General features: G+C 72.6%; 19 protein-coding genes. 4 read left to right on the top strand and 15 right to left on the bottom strand.

Annotated elements, in window-relative coordinates; genetic code table 11:
* The first annotated feature begins 35 nt into the window (after positions 1-35).
* From N912_RS0145385 to N912_RS0145370, 4 genes are all read left to right on the top strand, one after another.
* On the top strand, positions 36-1,709 hold the full coding sequence (locus N912_RS0145385) for a PucR family transcriptional regulator (protein WP_211261625.1): 1,674 nt from the start codon (positions 36-38) through the stop codon (positions 1,707-1,709).
* Positions 1,710-1,802: 93 nt separating this feature from the next.
* Positions 1,803-3,185: a uracil-xanthine permease family protein gene (locus tag N912_RS0145380; RefSeq protein ID WP_028927663.1), complete on the top strand. Its 1,383-nt coding sequence runs from the start codon at positions 1,803-1,805 to the stop codon at positions 3,183-3,185.
* Positions 3,185-4,093: a carbon-nitrogen hydrolase family protein gene (locus N912_RS0145375; protein WP_028927662.1), complete on the top strand. Its 909-nt coding sequence runs from the start codon at positions 3,185-3,187 to the stop codon at positions 4,091-4,093. The genes N912_RS0145380 and N912_RS0145375 overlap by 1 nt, the downstream gene beginning before the upstream one ends.
* Positions 4,090-5,328 carry an amidohydrolase family protein gene (locus tag N912_RS0145370; RefSeq protein ID WP_028927661.1) on the top strand — a complete coding sequence of 413 codons (1,239 nt, stop codon included), beginning with the start codon at positions 4,090-4,092 and terminating at the stop codon, positions 5,326-5,328. Before N912_RS0145375 ends, N912_RS0145370 begins: the two co-directional genes overlap by 4 nt.
* 47 nt (positions 5,329-5,375) lie before the next feature.
* Here the strand turns inward: N912_RS0145370 and N912_RS58805 are convergent, their stop codons facing one another.
* The 15 genes from N912_RS58805 to N912_RS0145295 form a co-directional block, all read right to left on the bottom strand.
* Complete coding sequence (locus tag N912_RS58805) at positions 5,376-6,590, bottom strand: CaiB/BaiF CoA transferase family protein (protein WP_051581703.1); 1,215 nt, start codon at positions 6,588-6,590, stop codon at positions 5,376-5,378.
* 4 nt (positions 6,591-6,594) lie between these two features.
* Positions 6,595-7,701 (bottom strand): barbiturase, encoded by a 1,107-nt coding sequence (gene bar / locus N912_RS0145360; protein ID WP_028927660.1) that lies wholly within the window; start codon positions 7,699-7,701, stop codon positions 6,595-6,597.
* Entirely contained in the window at positions 7,701-8,654 is a 954-nt protein-coding gene (locus N912_RS0145355; RefSeq protein ID WP_028927659.1) for a carbamate kinase, read from the bottom strand. Before N912_RS0145355 ends, bar begins: the two co-directional genes overlap by 1 nt.
* A gap of 165 nt (positions 8,655-8,819) precedes the next feature.
* Positions 8,820-9,491, bottom strand: coding sequence for a GntR family transcriptional regulator (locus N912_RS0145350; RefSeq protein ID WP_051581702.1), 672 nt, complete (start codon positions 9,489-9,491; stop codon positions 8,820-8,822).
* Positions 9,492-9,520: 29 nt separating this feature from the next.
* Entirely contained in the window at positions 9,521-10,360 is an 840-nt protein-coding gene (locus N912_RS61325; protein ID WP_051581701.1) for a carbon-nitrogen hydrolase family protein, read from the bottom strand.
* On the bottom strand, positions 10,357-11,316 hold the full coding sequence (locus N912_RS58795; RefSeq protein WP_051581700.1) for a 5-oxoprolinase subunit C family protein: 960 nt from the start codon (positions 11,314-11,316) through the stop codon (positions 10,357-10,359). Before N912_RS58795 ends, N912_RS61325 begins: the two co-directional genes overlap by 4 nt.
* Complete coding sequence (locus N912_RS0145335; RefSeq protein ID WP_028927657.1) at positions 11,306-12,022, bottom strand: 5-oxoprolinase subunit B family protein; 717 nt, start codon at positions 12,020-12,022, stop codon at positions 11,306-11,308. The genes N912_RS58795 and N912_RS0145335 overlap by 11 nt, the downstream gene beginning before the upstream one ends.
* On the bottom strand, positions 12,023-12,784 hold the full coding sequence (locus N912_RS0145330) for a LamB/YcsF family protein (RefSeq protein ID WP_028927656.1): 762 nt from the start codon (positions 12,782-12,784) through the stop codon (positions 12,023-12,025).
* A 40-nt stretch (positions 12,785-12,824) separates the two neighbouring features.
* Positions 12,825-14,078: an MFS transporter gene (locus N912_RS58790; RefSeq protein WP_245645935.1), complete on the bottom strand. Its 1,254-nt coding sequence runs from the start codon at positions 14,076-14,078 to the stop codon at positions 12,825-12,827.
* 78 nt (positions 14,079-14,156) lie between these two features.
* Positions 14,157-15,323: a pyridoxal phosphate-dependent aminotransferase gene (locus N912_RS0145320; protein WP_037070068.1), complete on the bottom strand. Its 1,167-nt coding sequence runs from the start codon at positions 15,321-15,323 to the stop codon at positions 14,157-14,159.
* Complete coding sequence (locus N912_RS58785; RefSeq protein ID WP_169748068.1) at positions 15,314-16,687, bottom strand: MmgE/PrpD family protein; 1,374 nt, start codon at positions 16,685-16,687, stop codon at positions 15,314-15,316. The genes N912_RS0145320 and N912_RS58785 overlap by 10 nt, the downstream gene beginning before the upstream one ends.
* Positions 16,688-16,703: 16 nt before the next feature.
* On the bottom strand, positions 16,704-18,323 hold the full coding sequence (locus N912_RS0145310; protein ID WP_084211956.1) for a thiamine pyrophosphate-binding protein: 1,620 nt from the start codon (positions 18,321-18,323) through the stop codon (positions 16,704-16,706).
* 102 nt (positions 18,324-18,425) lie between these two features.
* Positions 18,426-19,241, bottom strand: a complete 816-nt coding sequence (locus tag N912_RS0145305; RefSeq protein WP_028927653.1) for an ABC transporter ATP-binding protein — start codon at positions 19,239-19,241, stop codon at positions 18,426-18,428.
* Positions 19,241-20,251 (bottom strand): FecCD family ABC transporter permease, encoded by a 1,011-nt coding sequence (locus tag N912_RS0145300; RefSeq protein ID WP_037070082.1) that lies wholly within the window; start codon positions 20,249-20,251, stop codon positions 19,241-19,243. The genes N912_RS0145305 and N912_RS0145300 overlap by 1 nt, the downstream gene beginning before the upstream one ends.
* Before the next feature lie 74 nt (positions 20,252-20,325).
* On the bottom strand, positions 20,326-21,156 hold the full coding sequence (locus N912_RS0145295; RefSeq protein WP_245645934.1) for an ABC transporter substrate-binding protein: 831 nt from the start codon (positions 21,154-21,156) through the stop codon (positions 20,326-20,328).
* Positions 21,157-21,188 lie beyond the last annotated feature (32 nt).

Raw genomic sequence — 21,188 nt, 5'->3', positions numbered from 1 at the left:
CGCCTACCAATAATGCGCGCTCCGACCGGCAAGATTTGCCAAGGCAGGGTGGTTACACGCTGACGGTCGGTGACGTCCTCGCGCTGCCGAGCGTCTCGGGCGCGCGGTTGCTGGCGGGCCGGGGCGGGCTCGACCGGATCGTGCAGTCGGTGAACGTGATGGAGGTCCCCGACATCCTGGCCTGGGTGAAGCGGCACGAGCTGCTGCTCACCACGGGGTTCCCGCTGCGGCACGGCCGTGCCGGGGAGCTGCTCGACGACGCGGCGCTGTGCGATCTCATCGACGGGCTGGCGGCGCGCGGCGTCACCGCGCTGGCCGTGAAGGCCGGCCGGTACCTGCGGGAGCCGCCGGACACGATGCTGGGCGCCGCCGAGAAGCGAGACTTCCCGCTGCTGCTCCTGCCGGCCGCCGTGTCGTTCGACGACGTCATCTCGCAGGTCTTCACCCAGCTCGTGGACCGGCAGTCCTCGGCGCTCGACATCGCCGACCGGCTCCACCGGGCACTGACCGCGATCGTGCTGGAGGGCGGCGACCTGCCCCAGATCGCCGAGGAGTTCGCCACCCTGTTCGACGTCGACGTGCTGATCTGCACGCCGGACGGCAGGGTGCAGACCGTCGCGGGCGACGCCGAGGCGCTGCACCAGCTACCGCTGTTCGACCCCACCGGCCGTTTCCTCACCGAGCGGGTCACCACCGGGCTCCAGCCCGCCCCCGAGGGCCGGCCCGGCCAGGTGGCGCTCGCGCGGATCGTCGCCGGCGGAACCGACCACGGCAGGGTCGTCGCCTACGGCCGGCATGCCGAGCTGAGCCCGGTCACCGTCCAGGCGCTGGAGCGGGCGGCCACCGTCGCCGCGCTGGCCATCACCAAACAGCTCGCGGTCGCCGCGGTCGAGTCCAAGTACCGAGGGGACTTCCTGCGCGACGCGCTGCTGGGCACGGCCGGCGGCCCGGAGCGGGTCGCCGAGCACTGCGGCCAGCTCGGCTGGGACGTCGACCGGCCGCTGGTGGTCATCGTGGCGCGGCTCGACGACACCGACCCGGACGGGACGCGGCCGGCCAAGGCCGCGTGGAACTCGCGGGACCGGCTGACCGCGGGCTGGCAGCAGGTGGTCCGAGCCCGGGACAAGACCGCCCCGGTGGTGGGCTTCAGCCACGAGGTGGTCACGCTGATGCCCGCGACGGAGGACACCGCGATCGCCGTCGTCGACGAGATCATCCGTGCCGTCCGAGGTGACCGGGGTGGCGGCCGACGCTCCTTCAGCACCGGCGTGAGCCGGCCGATCCGCTCGGTCGCCGACCTGCCCGCCGCCTACGACCAGGCGCGCAGGGCGGTCACCGTGGGGCGGCGGATGCACGGCCCCGGCGGCGTGGCGCACTTCGACAGCCTCGGTGTGCACCGGTTGATCTCGCTGGTCACCGACAACGACGAGCTGCGGTCGTTCGCCGCCGAAGCCCTCGGCCCGCTGGCGGCGGACACCGGGGAGGCCGCCGACATGCGCCGGACGCTGCAGACCCTGCTGGACCACAGCTGCAGCGTGGCCGAGGCGGCCCGCGCCCTGCACTTCCACTACAACACGCTGCGCTACCGGATCGGCAAGCTCGAAGGGCTGGTCGGGCCGTTCACCACCGATCCCGAGCTGAGGCTCAACGTGGCGCTGGCGCTGCGGGTCGTGCGGATGCGCGGGCTTGGTAACGCGCCACCGGCATAGGTGGGGGTCTTCGTCACATTTCGACATGTCTGCGCTCGCCGAGCCGCCCCTAACGTTCCGTGTCTGCGCTGATCGGACCTAAGGACGGCATCGATGCCAACGCTCGGGTGGAGACTGGTTCACGGAGGGAAGGCGCCGCCGCACGGCCAGGCCGTGCGCCCGGACGAGCGGCTCTCCGGCCCTCGGATGATCGGGCTGGGCGTCCAGCACGTCGTGGCGATGTTCGGAGCGACGTTCGTGTTCCCGACGATCCTGGGCCTGAACCCGAACCTCGCCATCATGATGTCCGGGGTGGCAACGATCATCTTCCTGCTGATCGTCAAGGGCAAGGTCCCGTCCTACCTCGGCACCTCCGCCTCGTTCTTCGCCGGCGCGGCGGCGATCCGCGCGCAGGGCGGCGACTCGGCCGCGGTCACCGGCGCGATCCTGATCGCCGGCCTGCTGCTCGTCGCCGTCGGCCTGCTGGTGCATTTCGGCGGTGCCCACCACGTGCGGGCGATCCTGCCGCCGGTGGTGACCGGGGCGGTCGTCATGATCATCGGGTTCAACCTGGCGAGCGTGGTCACCACGACGTACCTGCGGTCCGACCAGTGGGTCGGGCTGCTCACCGCCGCGTTCGTCATCGTGATGTCAGTGGTGGCGCGCGGCTTCGTCGGCCGCATGGCGATCTTCCTGGCGCTGGTCTTCGGCTACGCCGTCTCGTGGGTCGCCGACCAGATCTCGCTGGTGCGCCAGTGCACGGGCGGCGCCTGCGTGGATGTCCACCGCATCGACTGGAGCTCGGTCGCGAACGCGCCGTGGCTGGGGCTGCCCAGCACGATCACCAGCCCGACGCTGGGGGAGCTGACCGGGCCGCACCTGCCCACGTTCCACCTCACCTTCGTCCTGCTGGTCGTCCCGTCCGCCATCGCCCTGCTCGCCGAGAACGCCGGACACGTCAAGGCGGTCTCGGAGATGACCGGCGAGGACCTCGACCCGTACCTGGGTCGCGCGTTCGTCGGCGACGGGGTGGCCACCGCCCTCGCGTCCCTGGTCGGCAGCTCGCCGACGACCACCTACGCGGAGAACATCGGCGTCATGGCCGCGACGCGGATCTACTCGACGCTCGCCTACTACATCGCCGCCGCCGTGGCGATCCTGTTCGGCTTCTGCCCGAAGTTCGGCGCCGTCATCGCCTCGGCCCCGACCGGTGTGCTCGGCGGCATCACGCTGGTGCTCTACGGCATGATCGGGCTGCTCGGCGCCAAGATCTGGATCGAGAACCGGGTCGACTTCGCCGATCCGCTCAACCTGGTGCCCCTCGCGGCCGGGATCCTCGCCGGGATCGGGAACCTGACCATCACGATCACCGCCGGCTTCTCCCTGACCGGGATCACCGCCGGCACGCTGATCGTGCTCGTCGGCTACCACCTGGTGCGCCCGTTCGCGCCTCGCCGGGCCGTCGAACGACACCTCGATCGCGAAGGGGTCGGCTGATGCGCGCCTGCACGGTGGCCGCGGTCCAGGTCGCGCCGTCCCCGAGGCCGCTGTGCGCCGAGACCGTCGCGGACAACTCGGCGCGCGCGGTCGCCCTGGTACGCGACTGCGTCGCCGCCACCGGGGCCGAGCTCGTGGTGCTGCCGGAGTCGGTCACGACCGGGTTCACCCCCGGCGTGGACGTCGAGACGCTGTGGCGGCTGGTGTCGGCCGTCCCCGGTCCGGTGCTCGCCCCGTTCGCCACCGCGGCGGCCGAGCTGGGCATCCACCTCGTGGTGGGCACCTACGAGCGTGGTCCGGAGCCCGGCGTGGTGTACAACGCCGCGGTGCTGCTCGGACCGTCCGGGGTGCTGGGCGTGTACCGCAAGACGCATCCGTTCGCCGGCGAGCGCCGCGATCGCGGCGGCTGGGTCACGCCGGGCGAGGACATCTGTGTGGTGTCCACGCCGCTGGGCCGGATCGGGCTGATCATCTGCTTCGACGGGGACTACCCGGAGCTGTCCCGGATCACCGCGATCAGCGGCGCCGAGATCATCTGCCGGCCCTCCGCCCTGCTGCGTTCGGCGGACCTGTGGACGCTCACCAACCGCGCCAGGGCCTACGACAACCACGTTTACCTGATCGGTGCGAACGCCACCGGGGTGGACGCCGCCGGCGTGTGCTACTTCGGCAACTCGATGGTCGTCACGCCCACCGCGGACGTGGTGGCGCGGGCGGCGTCGCACGAGTGCTGGGTATCCGCCCGCCTGGACCCGGCCACCGCGCTCGCCTCGCTCACCCCCGGCTCGTCGGTGCCGCAGGGGTTCGACCACCTCGCCGACCGCAACCTCGCCCTGATCCGCCGCCACGCCGACACCCTGCTCGGCGAGGCGGCCACACCATTTCCGCACGGGAGGCAACCCACATGACATCCTCGACCGACGAGTACGACCTGACCGTCGCCGAGGCCCGCCTGCGAGGGACGGAAGGCCCGCGCTGGATCGGCATCCGGGACGGCTCGATCGCGGCCGTGTCCGAGACCCCGCTGCCGGGCGCCCGCGTCGTCGAGGCGGACGGCGCGCTGGTCACCCCGTCGTTCGTCAACGCCCACATGCACCTGGACAAGGTCTACACGCTCGACCTGGTCGGTGACGCGGCCCTGGCCGCCTACTCCGGCGCGGGCATGGACGCGGCGCTCGCGTCGATCGAGCTGGCCTCGGTGGCCAAGGACTCCTACGACGAGGGGCGCATCGAGGCCAACGCGCGCCGCTGCCTTCGCTCCGGGCTCCAGCACGGGCTGCGGCACGTGCTCGCCTTCGCCGACGTGGACTCCCGCGCCGGGCTGCGCGGGGTACGGCCGCTGCTGCGGCTGCGCGAGGAGTTCCGAGGCGTGATCGACCTGCAGGTGGTCGCCTTCCCGCAGGACGGGCTCCTGTGCGACCCCGGCGCGGAGGACCTGGTGCGCGAGGCGGTGGCGTTGGGCGCCGACGTGGTCGGCGGCATTCCGTGGATCGAGCACACCGACACCGACGCGCGCGAGCACGTCCGGCGCATGTGCGAGCTGGCCGCGAAGCACGGCCGCCGGGTGGCGATGCTGGTCGACGACGCGGGCGACCCGTGGCTGCGCACCACGGAGATGCTCGCCTCCGAGCTGATCCGGCTGGGCCTGCGGGGCCGCGGCGTGGCGAACCACGCCAGGGCGCTGAGCCAGTACTCGAAGCCGTCCCTGCAGCGCCTCGCCCGACTCGCCCGCGACGCCGGGCTCGGGTTCGTCAGCGACCCGCACACCGGCGCCCTGCACCTGCCGGTGTTCGAGCTGCGCGCGCAGGGGCTGCCGGTGGCGCTCGGGCAGGACGACTGCGAGGACGCCTACTACCCGTTCGGGCGGCAGAACATGCTGGAGGTCGTGTTCCTCGCCGCGCACGTGCTCGGCGCGAGCGCGGGGGAGCGGCTGGAGGCGCTCTTCGACGCCGTCACCACGACCGCCGCCCAGGTGCTGGGTATCGGCGGCCACCGGCTCGCCGTCGGCGCACCGGCCGATCTCGTGGTGCTGAACGGGAGCACGCTGCGCGAGGCCGTGGCCCACCACCTGCCGCCGCGCTTCGTGGTCGCGTCGGGCCAGGTGGTCGCCGAGAGCAGCAGCGACAGTTGGCTTGCGCGGTAGCGCGCGTACCGGTCCGGGCGCCGCCACCGCCGCCCGGACCGGTGCGTTCATCGGCCGTCTCGCCGCCCGGCGTCGGCGGGAGCCGGCCGGAACTCGGTGCGCAGGGCGTCTCCGTGCTGGTCGAGCGTGGGCGGCGCCGCGTGCCGGGCGGTCGGTGTCTCCGCGCCGGTGGCGTCGAAGAACCTCAGCGGCGGGCCTGGCAGCCGCAGCGGTCCCAACGTGGCGTGCTCGACATCGATCAGCAAGCCCTGGCTGGCCGTCTGGTCCCAGCCGTAGACCTGGTCGATCGTCCTGACCCGCCCGGCCGGTACCCCGGCCCGGTCCAGCCGGGCCAGCAACGCCTCGGCGTTCTCGCCGGCGAACGCGCCCTCGATCGTGCGTCGCAGCAGGTCGGAGCGCCGGACCCGCTCGGCGTTGGTGCTCATGCCGTCCGCGTCCGGGTCGAGGCCGAACTCGCCGCACAGCCGCCGCCACAGGCCCTCGCTGCCGCAGGCGATCTGCACCGCGCCGCCCGCGCACCGGAACAGCCCGTACGGGGCGATCGAGGGATGGTGGTTGCCGCGCGCCGCGCCGACCCGCCCGGCCACCGTCCACGCCGTGCCCTGGAAGCCGTGCACGCCGACCACCGCGGCCAGCAGCGACGTGCGGATCACCCGCCCGACCCCCGTGCGCCGCCGCTCGTGCAGCGCCGCGACCACCCCGTACGCCCCGTACATGCCGGCCAGCAGGTCCGCGATCGGCACCCCCACACGCTGCGCGTCGTCCGGCCCCGACCCGGTGACGGACATGAGCCCCGCCTCGCCCTGGGCGATCTGGTCGTACCCGGCTCGACCGCCCTCGGGGCCGTCGTGACCGAAGCCGGAGATCGAGAGGACCACCAGGCGCGGGTTCAGCTCGAACAGCCGCCGCACCGGGAAACCCAGCCGATCCAGCACCCCGGTGCGGAAGTTCTCCACCAGCACGTCGGCGCGGCGGACCAGCTCGGCCAGGGTCGCCCGGCCGTCGATCGACTTCAGGTCGAGCGCGATCGACTCCTTGTTCCGGTTGGCCGACAGGAAGTACGTGGACTCCTGACCGTCCGGGGCGCCGACGAACGGCGGCCCCCAGCCACGGGTCTCGTCCCCGCTTCCGGGTGTCTCGATCTTCACCACCCGCGCGCCGAGGTCGCCCAACATCATCGTGGCGTGCGGCCCGGCGAGCGCGCGGCTCAGGTCCACCACCAGGACGTCCCTCAGCGGGCGGCAGACGGTGTCGGGTTCCATCGCCCTAGCCAAGGTCGACGATCGCGGCCACCGGGCCACCGCCGTCGGGCCCCTGATGGGCCGCCGACACGGACACGAACACCGCGGGATCGCCGGTCACGGAGGCGGCGACCCCGCCCACGCAGGCCTTGATCTGCCGGTGCCAGTGCACGTCGGAGTCGTCGAGCATGGCGTTGCGGCGGCCGCGCACCGTGCCGTCCTGGCTGGCCTCGCACTTGAGGAACACGTTCACCAGGCGGCCGTCCAGGTCGTCGGGGTGGGGACGTCCCGGCAGGTCGAGCCCGGCGTCCTTGATCGCGGACCAGATCCCGTCCCGATCGAGCGCGTCCCGCATGATCCCGTGACCGATGCGGTACCGGCCGCCGACACCGCGAGCGTTGCCGATCACCACGACCTGTGCCCTGTCGAGCTCCACGCCCGACGAGCAGGACGCGACCGACGAGTAGAGCGCACGGTTGTGCATGACCTCCTCGTCCGCCGGCATCCCGATCTCGCCCAGGGCGACCGCGATGCCCAGCGCCGTGCACCCGTTGGAGAGGTCCATCGACTCGTGGGTGTGCTCGGTCCACACGGTCTGGCCCCGGCCCTTCGCGTCGCGGATCGTGTGGATCGTCAGCAGCGGGGTCTTCGTCTGCACGTAGTGGACGTCCGCCGGATCGGTGATGCCGGCCCGCTTCATGGCAAGGTGGACCGCGTCGGCGACCTTGCTGATCATCGCGGCGCGGCCGATGTCCTCGGGGAGCAGCGTCTCGCTCATCGCGTGGCCCACGGTCAGCCGGGGCTCGTCGGTCCGTACCGCACCGTCGGCGGGAAGGGTCGCGAAGACCGTCGCGTGCGGGCTGATGACACCGTCGGTGCCGCCCGACCACACGATCGGAACCTGTTCGACCTCCTCGGGGCTTCGCGTCCCCTTCGCCCGCAGCACCTCACGAAAGGCGCGGTCGGCCAGGATGCGGGTGTAGTCGTTGACCCCGCCGTTTCCCTCGGTCTTGCCGATCACGGCGATGACGCGGTCGGCCTCCAGGATTTTGTCATCGATGAGCGTCGCCAGACCGCTGGCATCGCTGACATTCCGCAACGGAATCTTCCGTACCTCGATCGGTTCGGGCATCAGTATCCTCCTTCACGCACTTTCACTGGGTTGACAATCGTGCCGGCGTCGCCTCGCAACGCCTCGGCAATGCGATGCAGCGACGTGATGACGGCGCGTCCGCCGCGCTCGGCGAATCGGCAGGCGGCCTCGACCTTGGGACCCATGCTGCCGTCCGCGAAGTGGCCGTCCGCCGCCAGCGCGGCCAACTCCGCGACGCCGACCTCGCCGATGGGCCGGGCTGCGGGGGTGCCCCAGCCGGCGACCGCGGCATCGACGTCGGTGGCAATGACGAGGACGTCCACGTCCAGTTCGGCGGCGAGCATCGCGGCCGTCAGATCCTTGTCGACGACCGCATCGGCGCCGTGAAACTCGCCATCCGCGCCGCGCACGACCGGCACGCCGCCACCGCCGGCACACACCACCACATGGCCGCTCGCAAGCAATGCCCTGGCCGCCGCCAACTCCAGGAACTCCCTCGGCCGAGGAGAGGCGACCACACGCCGCCAGCCACGCTCACCGCGGTCCCGGCAGACCTGTCCATGTTCGATGAGTGCGGCCGCTTCATCCGAGGTCAGATAGCGGCCGATCGGCTTGCTCGGCGAGGCGAAGTGCCGGTCGGTCGGATCGACGAGCGTACGCGAAACCAGCACGGCCGAACGTGTTGCGGCGCCGCGACGAGCCAGTGCGGAATCCAACGCATTCAGAATGAGAACGCCAATCGACCCTTGCGTCTGTGCGCCGCACCAGTCCAACGGCACCGCCGGGACGACATCGGCCGCGATCTCGTTCTTGACCAACAGATTGCCGACCTGGGGGCCATTGCCATGCGTGAGCACCACCTCGACGCCATCGGCGACCAGGTCCGCGACGGTGCGCATCGCCCCCGCGACCGCCGCCCGCTGGTCCTCCGGTCGGGCACGACCATCGGCACTGGTCATCGCGTTGCCACCGAGAGCGATCAACACCCGCATGAGCCGACGCTATATCTGCCCGCGAATCACGGGCATTGGCAAATCTCGCCCAACCCGCCTCGCGTTTTCGTGAACCCGAACATGTGGGCCGACCCGGCGACCCGCCCGCCGCCCGCTCTCGCGGGTGCGTCGCGCGCGGAGGGCGAGCCGGACGGGGGTCGGCCGTCAGGCCTCGTTCTCCCAGAGTTCCAGGCGGATCTCGCGGGCGATGCGGAAATGCTGGGCGCAGAGCTCGGCGGCTCGTTCCCGGTCTCGGGCATCGATCGCCTGCACGATTGCGCGGTGCTGTTCGATGGTTTGTTCCCAGCGGCCGGGATGGGTGAGCGTGGTGGCCGGGAAACGGCCCAGGTGTTGTTCGAGTCGGCCCAACAGGTCGGTCAGGGCGAGTTGGTGCGCGCAGGCCCACACGGCCTCGTGGAAATGGCGGTTCAGCTCGACAAGGCCGCGGGGGTCGTCGATGCTTCCCGACTCGTAGCGCTTGGCGGCCTTGCGCAGCGTCAGCATGTCGTTCTCGGTGCGCCGGTCGGCGGCCACACCGCCCGCTTCGGTCTCCAACAGGATTCGCACCTGGTAAAGGTCGAGGATCTCGGCCGGGCTGTGTTCCTTCACGGTGAGGCCGTTGCGATCCCGAATCAGCAGGCCGTCCTGCTCCAGGCGCATCAATGCCTCGCGGATCGGCGTGCGGCTGACCTCGTACATCTCCGCGAGCGTGGTCTCCACCAGGTGCTGGCCCGGCGCGAGATCGCCGAGGTAGATCGACTCCTTGAGCCGCTCGTAGGGCGTTCGGCGTCCGGGGCCCGACGTGCCCTGACCCGGGTTGGCCGATGCGGTACCCATGCTCTCCCTCGTCGTCGGCGGTCGCGGACTCACAGCCTATGGCCCGCCGTGACCAGCGACGTGTAGACCTCCGGCCGGCGGTCCCGGCGCGGGTCGGCGTACTCGCGCGCCCGCAGCAGCCGCGCCCGGTCCAGGCGGGAACGGACCAGGCCGGCGCCGACGCTGGTCTCGCCGTTGGGCGCGGCGACCACGCTGCCGCCGAAGAACTCGCCGGCGTCCTCGGTGCCTCGGCGGTTGCACGCGATGTAGTAGGCGGAGTTCTCCAGTGCGCGGGTCGCGGCGCGGTGGACCAGGAGCCGCTCACCGCTGAACTCGGGGTCGGCGACCAGCGCGAAGAGGCAGACCAGAATCTCGGCGCCGGCGATGGCCTGCACCCGGGACGACTCCGGGAACCGGGAGTCGTAACAGATGGAGACGCCGAGACGGCCGATGTCGGTGTCGAACACGTCGAACCGGTCGCCGCCGCGATAATAGTGTCGCTCCTGGGTCCACAAATGAACCTTGCGCTGCGTGCCGACGAGCTCGCCGGCACCGGAGATGACGACCGCGGAATTGTGGAGATCGGCGCCGGCGCGTTCGCTGACACCGGCGACAATCGTCGCGCCCGTCGCGCGGGCGGCCCGGCGGAGAACGTCGGTCACGGCGCCGGGCACCGGATGCGACTCCCGCCGAAGCCTCGTTGCGAAATCGGCGTCGAACGATCTCGGTGGGTAGGCGGAATCGGCGAGCTCGGGGAACACGACGAGGTCGGTGCGCCGCTCGGCGGCCAACCGCTCGACGGTTTCTCCCATCCGGCGGGCGTTTGCGACGGCACCGTCCCGAGGGTCCGGGGCGAACTCCACGGCCGCCACCTCGATGTGCTCCTTCACCGGCGCCGTCCCGTCAGCGCACCGTGGTGCGCGGCTCGTTCGATCGCGTCCAGCACGGCCCGTTGCCGGCGGTACGCCGCGGTGGCCTCGTCGAGGGACGTCTCGGCCAGCCGCACCCGGTCCCCGGGGCGCAGCTGCCCGGCGCGCGACAGCGACACCGACGCGGCGACCGCGAGGATCGGATAGCCCGCGGTGATGCTGCGGCCCCTGTGCAGCAGCACCAGCTCCCGGGCCGGCGTGACCTCGATCGCGCCGATCGCGACGCCCCGCGACGCCATCTCCGGCGGCTGCTCGAACCGGGGGAGCTCGCCGACCAGCCGGATCCCGACGTGGTTGCTGCGCGGGTCCACCACGTACTCGCGGCCGAACAGCCAGCGCCGGGGCTCGGGAAACCACGACCACTCCGGCCCGGGGACGACCGAGAGGACGTGCCGGTCCGCCGAGGACGGGCGCAGCCGGCTGGTGAGCAGCCCGGCCACCTCCGGCCGGCCGGGGGTCGGGCGGATGCCGACCAGGTCCCCGTCGGCCAGCGCGCGGCCGAACCCGAGCGCTCGGTCCGGGGCGACGCTGCCCAGGAACACCGGGGCGTCGAGGCGGGCGCGGACGGCCACGTAGACGCGCAGCCCCTCCCGGATCGCCCGCACCGCCACCTCGCCGCCCGCGCCGACCCGCAGCGGGCACCACTGCGGGACCGTCCGGCCGTCGACGGTGACGTCGGCACGCGCGCCGGTGACCGCGATGCAGACCTCGCGCGAGGGGGAGAACACGAACGGCAGGCCCGTCGCCTCGAACAGGGGCGTCGCCTGCGGCTGGCCGAGCAGGGCGTTCGCCGCGCGGGCGGAGTACTCGTCGAGCGCGCCGTTCGCCGAGACGCCCCGGCGCGAGGCGTGGGCGCGGCCGAGGTCCTGGATCGCGGTCCGGCCGGCGGCTCGGACGAGGATCGTGTCAGCCGTCATCGTGGGCCGGCCGGCGCCCTTCCCAAGCCGGCCACTGCTCGGGGTCGATCGGGACGAAGCGGATCTCGTCGCCCGGCCGCCACGGGACCAGCGGGTCGGCGTCCAGGTCGATCAGCGACAGCGGGGTCCGCCCCACGATCTGCCACCCGCCCGGCCCGCGCATGGTCTTCAGGAACGCCTGCCGGCCGGCCAGCAGCACCGCCCCGGCCGGCACGTCGGTGCGGGGGCTGCGCTGGCGGGGAACGTCGGAGGGCAGCGGTGGGCCGGCCATCATCGGCCCGCCCACCGGCCCGGCCAGGCAGCGGATGCTGTGCACGTGCCCGGCGTGGGCGGCGGCCAGCTCGTCCGGGCGCAGCCCGAGGTGGCTCGCCACGAACTCCAGGTCGGGTCCGTGCTCGCCGCCGTAGACGACCGGGACCCGGAACCGTCGCGGCTCGGGCCCGGCGCGGTGCTCGGTGCAGAGCAGGGCGTCGAACGCGACCTCGATGGCCTGGCGGACCTGGTGGCGGTCCGCGGCGGCGCAGTCGAACTCGACGAACACCGTGTCGTAGGTGGGGACGGTGTTCAGGATCGCCGGCGGCCCGGTCCGCTCCAGGTAGCCGGCCAGCGCGTGGACGACCTCCCACGCCCGAGGCGGCGTCGCGGCCGAGACGTGCGCGCAGACGGCCGCGTCCCCGTAGGGGTAGACCGACAGGACGGGCGGCACTCAGTCCTCCAGCGGCCTGATCGCCACCCCGGCCGCCGCCAGGCCCTCGGCCACCGCCCGCGCGAGCCGGACCGAGCCCGGCGTGTCGCCGTGCACCAGCACCGTGTCGCACTTGATCTCCAGCTCGCGCCCGCCGGTCGTGACCACCCGCCGCTCCCGCGCCATCCGCACCACCCGGGCCACCACCTCGTCCGGATCGTCGATCACGGCTCCCGGCAGCGTGCGCGACACCAGCTCGCCGTCGTCGCCGTAGGCGCGGTCCGCGAAACCCACGTGGCCGGTGCGCAGGCCGGCCCGGTGCGCGGCCTCGGTCAGGTAGCCCTCGCGGGAGACGACCCTGATCTCCTCGTCGAACGCGCGCGCGGCCCGCGCCACCGCGTCGGCGATGTCCTCCCGCCGGCGGGTCAGGTGGCCGAGCTGGCCGTGTGGGGTCACGTGCGCGATGCGGCCGCCGTGGGCGCGGACGAACGCCGACAGCGCGCCCAGTTGGTACAGCACGTCGGTGTACGCCTCGTGCGGGGTGCAGTCGAGCGTGCGCCGCCCGAACCCGACCAGGTCGGGCAGGCCGGGGTGCGCGCCGATGGAGACCCCGCGCTCGACGCACGCGCGCACCGTCCGCTCCATGATCCGGGGGTCGCCGGCATGGAAGCCGCAGGCGATGTTCGCGGCGCTGACCAGGTCGAGCATCGCCGTGTCGTCGGCCATCCGGTAGGCGCCGAAGCCCTCGCCGAGGTCGGCGGTGAGGTTGATGGAGCCGTTCATCGAGAGTCCTTGCCGTCGTCCGGTACACGAGTGTATGCAGTCACGCGCGAGCGCCCTGGGGGACCATGTCGGCGTCGTCGACCGCGCGGCCGCACAGCGCCCGGGTGGCCACCAGCGACACCAGCACCATCGCCGAGGCGTACGCGGCCACCGGCGCGATGGACCCGGTCCAGGTCAGCAGCGCCTGGCCGACGACCGGGGCGCTCCCGCCGAATATGGTGGCGGAGACGGCGTACGACACGGCGATTCCGGAATAGCGGACCGCGGCCGGGAACGCCCGCATGAGAACGCCCGCCGTCGTCGCGTAGAACATCACGTTGGGAATGATGGCCAGGATGAGGCCGAGCACCGCGAGGCCCAGGTCGCCGGTGACGAACAGGGCGAACATCAGCGGCAGCGTGACCACCTCGACCAGAAGGAAGATGGTCACCATTCTTCGGGTGCCGAAACGGTCGCTGAGCACCGCGCCGAACGGCTGGACGAAGAACTGCACGATGTTTCCGATCAGGATGACGGTGACCATCGTGTTGCGGTCGAACCCGAGCTGGTTCGTCGTCCAGGACAGCGCGAACGTGGTCTTGAAGTACGCGGAGGTCATCACCGCCGTGATGGCCAGGACCGCGATCACCAGCGGCGCCCGGTGCTCCTTGACCAGCCGCGCCAGCGGGTAGCGGGCCGTGCGGTCGGTGGCGCGCAGCCGTTGCAGGACCGGCGACTCCTCGATCCGCAGCCGGATGACGAGGCCGACCACGACCAGCAGCGCCGAGGCGACGAACGGGATGCGCCAGCCCCAGGTCAGGAACGGGTCGGACGGCAGCTGGGTGGCGATCGCGAACGCCCCGCCGGCCAGGATGTAGCCGATGGGGGAGCCCTGTTGGGCGAACGCGCCGAACAGCACCCGGCGTCGCGAGCCGACGTGTTCGGTGCTGATGAGCACGGCCCCGCCCCACTCGCCGCCGACCGCGACACCCTGAACCCCGCGCAGCAGCACCAACAGCAGCGGCGCCCACCAGCCGATCGAGTGGTAGCCGGGCAGCAGGCCGATGCCCACCGTGGCAATACCCATGAAGAGCAGGGTGATGATCAGGGAGTTCTTGCGGCCGACCCGGTCACCGAGGTGGCCGAAGATGATGCCGCCGAGCGGCCGGGTGAGGAAACCCGCCCAGAATGTCGCGAACGAGGCCAGGATGCCGATTCCGGGCGACACCTCCGGAAAGAACACGCGATCGAACACGAGCGCGGCGGCGGTGCCGAATATGTAGAAGTCGTACCACTCGATGGCGGTGCCGACCATGGCAGCGAACCCCGCCTTTCGCGCCATTCTCTCGTCGGGGGAAAGTCTCACGATCATCACCGGTTCCTCTTCGTTGAGTCACGGGCGGCGCAGTCCGTCGTCCAGGTCGGCGAACAGCCGGCGCAGCCGGCTCAGGCCGTCCTCCAGCTCGGCGTCGGGCACGCTGAACGAGAGCCGGACGTGGCCCTGGCCGGGCTCGCCGAACTCGGTTCCCGCCCGCAGGCCCACCTTCCGCCGCAGCGCCAGCGCGACGACCTCGTGGGCCGGCACCGGCGCGGCGTAGCGGACGAAGGCGTAGAACGTGCCCTGCGGCTCGGCCAGGGACACCCCGGGCACCCCGGCCAGCCGCCGTACGACCAGGTCCCGGCGCCGGCGGTAGTCGGCGAGCCGGGCGGCCGGCCAGCGGTTGTCGTCGGCGAGCGCGGCGAGGCCGGCCCGCTGCACCGCGGCGTTCACGCTGCTGTTGAAGGTGCGGTGCACCACGGCGACCGCCTTGCTGATCTCCGTGGGGGCGGCCACGTAGCCGAGCCGCCAGCCGGTCATGGCGTAGCTCTTGGAGAACGTCTGGCAGTAGATCAGCCGGTCGGCCAGCTCCGGGACGTCCAGCGTGGAGGCGAACCGGGGGGTGTAGCTGATCTGGTCGTAGGCCTCGTCGGCGAGCACGAGCAGGTCGTGGCGGCGGGCGATGCGGGCCAGCTCGGTGAGCTCGGGCGCGTCGAACACCGCGCCGGTGGGGTTCACCGGGTTGCACAGCGCCACCAGCCGTGCGCCGGGGGCGGCCGCGTCGATCGCCTCCAGGTCCAGCCCCAGGTCGGGGCGGCAGCGCACCGGCACCGGGGTGCCGCCGGCCAGCCGGACGATGTCCGCGTACAGCGAGTAGGTCGGCTCCGGGACCACCACCCGGTCGCCGCCGCGCACCACCGCCAGCAGCGCCGCGCCCAGCGCCGCCGACCCGCCCGAGGTGATCACGATGTCGTCCGGGGCGAACGACCCAGCCCGGTTGAGCTTGTTGAGTCGCTCGGCCAGTGCCCGCTTGAGCTCGGGGTCGCCCTGCGGGTGCGCGTAGTGGGTGTAGCCCGCGCGCAGCGCCTCGTCCATCGCGGTGAGGACGAACTCCGGGGTCTGGTAGCTGGGCTCGCCGAGGTGCAGGCCGACCACGTCCGGGCCGGGGCGGCCCTCCGGGCGCTGGCTGTGTTCCCGTACCCGGCGGACCGCCTCGGCGGGGAGGAATCCGGTCACAGCCATGGCAGCTCCTTGGCGACCGGGCCGGCCTCGGCCAGCCGCCAGAGTGCGGCGCTCGCCTCCTCGGCCCGCCGCGCGCCGGCCACCGGGGTGAGCAGCTCGCGCAGCTTGCGGTCCAGCCGCCGGTCGTCGATCGGGTTGTCCGGGTCCCCGGCCCGGCTCGGCACGGTCACCGCGTGGGTCCGTCCGGCCGTGTCGACCACCTCGGCCGTGGCGCCCCGCTTGCCCGGGAACGCCGAGGTGAGCTGGGGGTCCTCGGCCAGCTCGGTGATTGTCAGCAGCCGGCGCACGTCGGGGTCGGCGGTGCGGGCCGCGTCGAAGGACGCCAGCGTCACCGCGCCGTCCAGCAGCGCGACGGCGGCGACGAACGGGATGCTGAACTTCGCCTCGAACGCGGTGGCGGGCGCCGGGTTGCCGGCCACCGCGAGCGCGGTGCCGTAGCTGCTGATCTCCAGGCGGGCGACGTCGCCGGCCCCCACGCCCCGCTCGCGCAGCGCCAGGCAGGCGTCGATCGCGGCGAAGGTGTGGCCGCAGCAGGGGTAGGGCTTGACGCTGGTGCGCTGGATCCGATAGTCGCCGTCGAACGGCTCGGTTGCGGCGTTCCAGTCCGGGGTCCGGGCCGTCGCGGCGCCGAACCCGGCAGGGCCGTCCAGCACGTCCGGGGCGCCGGTGACGCCCGCCTCGGCGGCCAGCGCGGCGAGCACCCCGGCCTCGGCGGCGCGCCCGGCGTGCAGCGGCTTGCTCATCGCGTCGGACCGGAACGCCTGCTGCAGCCCGGCGGCGAACGTGGTCGCGGTGGCCAGCGCGTGCGCGAACTGATCGGCGGGCAGCCCGACCAGCTCGGCGACCGCGGCGGCCGCGCCGATCGCCCCGACGGTGCCGGTGGTGTGCCAGTACGCGTAGTGGGCGGGGTTGACGGCCTCGGCCACCCGGTCGCCGACCTCGTACCCGACGGTGACCGCGCGCAGCAGCTCGGGGCCGGTGTGGCCGCGCTCGTCGGCCACCGCCAGCGCGGCGGCCACGGTGGGCGCGCCCGGGTGGTAGAGGCCGGGGCTGTAGATGTCGTCCAGCTCCACGGTGTGCGCGGCGGTGCCGTTGACCAGCGCGGCGGTGCGCGCGTCGGTGGTCACACCAGCTCCGTCGCCGAGCAGCCGCGCGCGGCCCCCGCCGGCGGGCAGCACCCCGCGCAGCAGGCTGGCCGGCGCGACCACGCCACCCGCCACCGCCGCCCCGTACCAGTCCACCACCGCGCGCACCGCCGCCCGGCGCACCGGCTCTTCCAGCCCGTTCGCCCGGGCCGCGACCGCGCGCTCGGCCAGCGCGGTGGCGACCGCCTCCGGCGGCCCGGTCGTGATCACTTCGGTCACGGGTTGCCCGCCTCCTTCAGAACTGCGACTCGTACTGCGCCGGATCGATGTGCGCCTCCACGACCAGCGGCCGGCTCAGCGCGTCCAGCCCGGCCAGCGCCTTGGCCAGCGCCGCCGGCGAGTCCACCCGCACCCCGTCGCACTGCATCGACTCGGCGAGGGCGACCAGGTCGGTGTGCTCCAGGCGGGTGGCCGTGCTGGCGTAGCTCTGGGCCCGCTGCTTGAGCTCGATGCGGTTGAGGCTGCCGTCCACGAACACCACGACGGCGATGCCCACCCCGAGCGACGAGGCCAGCCGCAGCTCGGTCGCGGTCATCGCGAACCCGCCGTCGCCGACCATGCCGATCACCGCCCGGTCCGGCCGGGCCAGCTTCGCCGCGATCGTGCCCGGCACCCCGAGCCCCATCGCGGACAGCCCGTTCGTCATCAGGCACCCGCGCGGCTCCCGGGTGAGCCACCCCTGGCCGACCAGCAGCTTGTGCGAGCCCACGTCGCTGACCACCACGGCGCCCGCCGGGGCGGCGGCGGCCACCTCGTCGACGACGTCGGTCGGGTTGAGCGCGCCCTCGGTGCGGCCGTGGTAGTACGCCGCGCGCAGCTCGGCGCGGTGCGCCGCGACCTGTGCCTCGGTGCGGCGCGGCTGGCCGGTCCAGTCCTCGGCCAGCCAGCGCAGCGCCGCGTCGACGTCGCCGACCACCTCGACGTCGGCGGCGTAGATCTGGTCGGTGTTGGGCGTGCCGTCCACGTGCAGCACCGGCGCGGCCACCGACCACGGCTTGATCAGCTCCACCGCGTCGAACCCGGCCGCCACGACCAGGTCGGACTCGCCGAGGAACCGCCACAGCAGCGCGTTGCACGCCATGTCGAGCACGCCGGCGAAGTACGGGTGGTCCTCCGGGAACACGCCCTTGGCCATCGGCGACACCACCACCGGGGCGCCGGCCCGCTCGGCCAGCGCGACCAGCCCGCCGGTGGCCCCGGCACGCACCGCGCCGATCCCCGCCAGCAGCACCGGCCGGCGCGCGGACCGCAGCAGCGCCGCCGGGTCCGCGCCGCGCTCGGTGCCAATCACCTGGACGGTGGCCGCGGCGGGCTCGCGCGGGGGCAGCCGGACCCCCGCGTCGCGGGCCTCGGCGGTGATCGCGTCGGCGGTCGCGGTGAGGTGGACGGCGCCGGGGCGTTCCGCGGTCGCGGTGCGCAGCGCCTTGCGCATCACGGTGCCCACCGAGCCCGGCTCCAGCCGGCCCGCCCACTTGGTGACCGGGGCGTACAGCCTGCCGTGGTCCACCACCTGGTGGGTGAAGTACTGCTCGCGCGACGACTCGATCTGCCCGGAGATCGCCACCATCGGCACCCGGTCCAGCGTGGCGCAGGCGACGCCGTTGACCAGCGCCGTCGACCCCGGCCCCAGGGTGGAGACGCACACCCCCGGCTCCCCGGTCGCCATGGCGTACCCCTCGGCCATGAACGCCGCGGTGCCCTCGCGGCGGGCCAGCACGACCTCGATGCCCCGGTCGCGGAACCGCTCCATCAGCTCGATCGTCGGATCACCCGGATACGCGAACGCGTAGCGCGTCCCCGCCCCCACCAGATAGTCCGCGACCACCCCCGCCGTCGATGCCGGACGGTCGCCCACAGTGGCCCCCTTCGCCGGTGAATACTGCCGTATGCGACTGTATACAAGCAGCTCGTGCGGGTGCTGTCAACGCGGCGGAGAGGACGGGCCTGCCCTGACCGGCTACCGAGGATCGAGTTGCATCGCCGTGCGAGCGGTCGTTTCCCAGGCGGTGGCGGCCAGGTAGGTGACCCGGAGAACGCCCGTGACGGGTTCGCGGTCGATGAGCACGGTGACGCCGTAGACCGACTCGATCAGGTCGGAGGTCAGCACGGTCTCGGGCGTTCCCGAGGCGACCACCTGGCCGTGGTCGAGGACGACGATGTGGTCGCAGTAGCGGACGGCGAGGTTGAGGTCGTGCAGGGCGACGACGCACGTGACGTCGAGCGTTCTGAGCAGGTCGAGCAGTTCGAGCTGATGGCGGATGTCGAGGTGGTTGGTGGGTTCGTCGAGGAGGATCTCGCGGGGCTCCTGGGCGAGGGCGCGGGCGAGCTGGGTGCGCTGCTTCTCCCCGCCGGACAGGGTGTGCCAGCTCCGGTGTTGTTTGTCGGCGACGTCGACCCGTTCCAGCGCGGCATCGACGATCCGCCGGTCGTGTTCGGTCAGCGCGTCGAAGCGCCCCCGGAAAGGCGTCCGGCCCAGCTCCACGACCTGGCGGACGCTGACGTGGGTGTGGGCGGACACGTCCTGTTCGACGACGGCGAGGCGCCGCGCGAGCACCCGGCGGCCGAGGTCGCGAAGGCTGGTGTCGTCGTACCGGACGGTTCCGGTGTCCGGGTCGCGCAGCCCGGCGAGCAGGCGCAGCAGGGTGGACTTGCCCGAGCCGTTGGGGCCGAGCAGCCCGACGACGGTCCCGTCCCGGGCGGCCAGGTCGATGCCGTCCAGCAGCCGGTGCCCCTTGACCGACCAGGACAGCCCGGTGGCGGTGATGCGGCCCATCAGGACTCCAGACGCTTCAGGACCAGCGCGAACGCGGGCGCGCCGAGCAGCGCGGTGATGACCCCCGCGGGCACCTCGTGCGGCGAGAACGCGGTCCGCGCGAACGTGTCCACCCAGATGAGGAACGTGGCGCCGACGATCGCGGACAGCGGCAGCAGGCCGCGGTGCATCGGGCTGGCCAGGATGCGCACGACGTGCGGGACGAGCAGCCCGAGGAAGCCGATCGCGCCGGAGGACGCCACGGCCGCCGCCGTGATCGCCGAGGTCAGCACCATCAGCCAGATGCGGGCCGAGGTGACGTTGATCCCCAGGGCCGCCGCGGACTCCCAGCCGAACGTGAACGCGTCGAGCGCGGGCGCGAAGAACTGGATGGCCAGCACCCCGACCAGGACGATCAGCAGGGTGACGGTCACCATCTGCCACCGGGCGCCCGCGAGCGTGCCGAGCAGCCAGTAGGTGAACCCTCGGGTGGAGTTCGCGTCCCCGCTGACCATGAGGATGACCGAGGTGACCGCGGCGAAGAACTGGTACACGAGCATGCCGGTGAGCACCACGCGCGAGGGGCTGGCGACGCGGCCCCCGCCGAGCAGGACCAGCAACACGGCGAAGGAGACCAGCCCGCCGATGAAGGCCCCGGTCGACAGGGACAGGCTGGTTCCGCCGACGCCCAGCAGGATCACGGCCACCGCCCCGGTGGAGGCGCCGGAGGAGACCCCCAGCAGGTAGGGGTCGGCCAGCGGGTTCCTGGTGACCGACTGCAGGACCGTGCCGGAGACCGCCAGCGCCGTGCCGACCGCGGTGGCCAGCAGCACCCGAGGGACGCGGGAGTCCCATATCAGGGCGTCCAGCAGCCCCGGCAGTGGTGCGGAGGGAGCGATCCCACCGAGGCCGACGTGCCGCATGATCGTGGAGACGACGTCGAGCGGGCCGATGCTCGCGGTCCCGAACAGCGACGCCGCGACGATCGACACGAGCAGCCCGGCCACGGCCAGGACGAACACGACCACCATCGGAACCGGCCCACGGCCCGTGATCCGGGGCCGAGCCTTGACATCGGCACTGGTCGTCATGGCGGACGGCAGGTTCACGGAAGCCTGTTCAGGCCGTCGACCAGCGCGGGAACCAGGTACGCGCTGCCGTAGCCGGGGTCCATCTGGGCTCCCGGGACGATGATGAACCGATCCGCGGCCACCGCGCCGAGCTTGCTGGTCAGGGGGTCCTTCTTGAGCAGGTCGATCTTTTCCCGCGCGAGGTCGTTGGGTTCGCCCCTTGTCAGGTCGGCCAGGATGATGACGTCGGGGTTTCGGGCGGCGACCGCGTCCCAACTGACCTCGGCCATCTTGGTCGAGGCGTCGGCGAAGATGTTCTGGACACCGACGAGATCGGAGACATTCTGCGGCAGGCCGCCGGGACCGGCCGCCCACGGAGTGCCACCCCACATGGAGTAGAACCACATCACCTTCAGCGGCCTGTCCCGTTTCTTGACGGCGGCGAGCGCTTTGTCGATCATGGTTTGCTGCTCGGTCACCAGTTTCTCCCCGGCGGCCGGTACATCGAAGATCCTGGCCAGCCGGCGGTACTCCTCGTACATCATCGGGAAGTTCGCGCCGGGCACGGCGACGTGCTCGGTGCAGTCGAACTCGGTCACGTAGGTCGGCACGCCTAACTTGTGCAGTTCTTCACGATCGCCGGAATGCGGCGCGGTGAGAAAACTCCCGAATGAGCTGTACACCAAGTCCGGCTGGGCTTCCAGCAGTTTCTCGTGCGTGATCTCCTGGCCGTGCGCGGACAGGATCGGGAGCTTCTCGTACCGCTCGGCGATCTCGTCCGGCACCTGGTAGATCTCGTAGCCCGACCCGACGATCCGGTCGTCCACCCCCAGGTGGATGAGGATCTCGGCGGCGGTCTGGTTCATCGTGACGACTCGTTTCGGCGCCGCCCGGACGG

The organism is Actinospineispora acaciae DSM 45401 (genome assembly GCF_000620785.1).
GTDB classification, from domain to species: Bacteria; Actinomycetota; Actinomycetes; order Mycobacteriales; family Pseudonocardiaceae; genus Pseudonocardia; species Pseudonocardia acaciae.
Note: the sequence above shows the minus strand (reverse complement) of the source record. Positions and strands in the feature narration are given on the sequence as shown.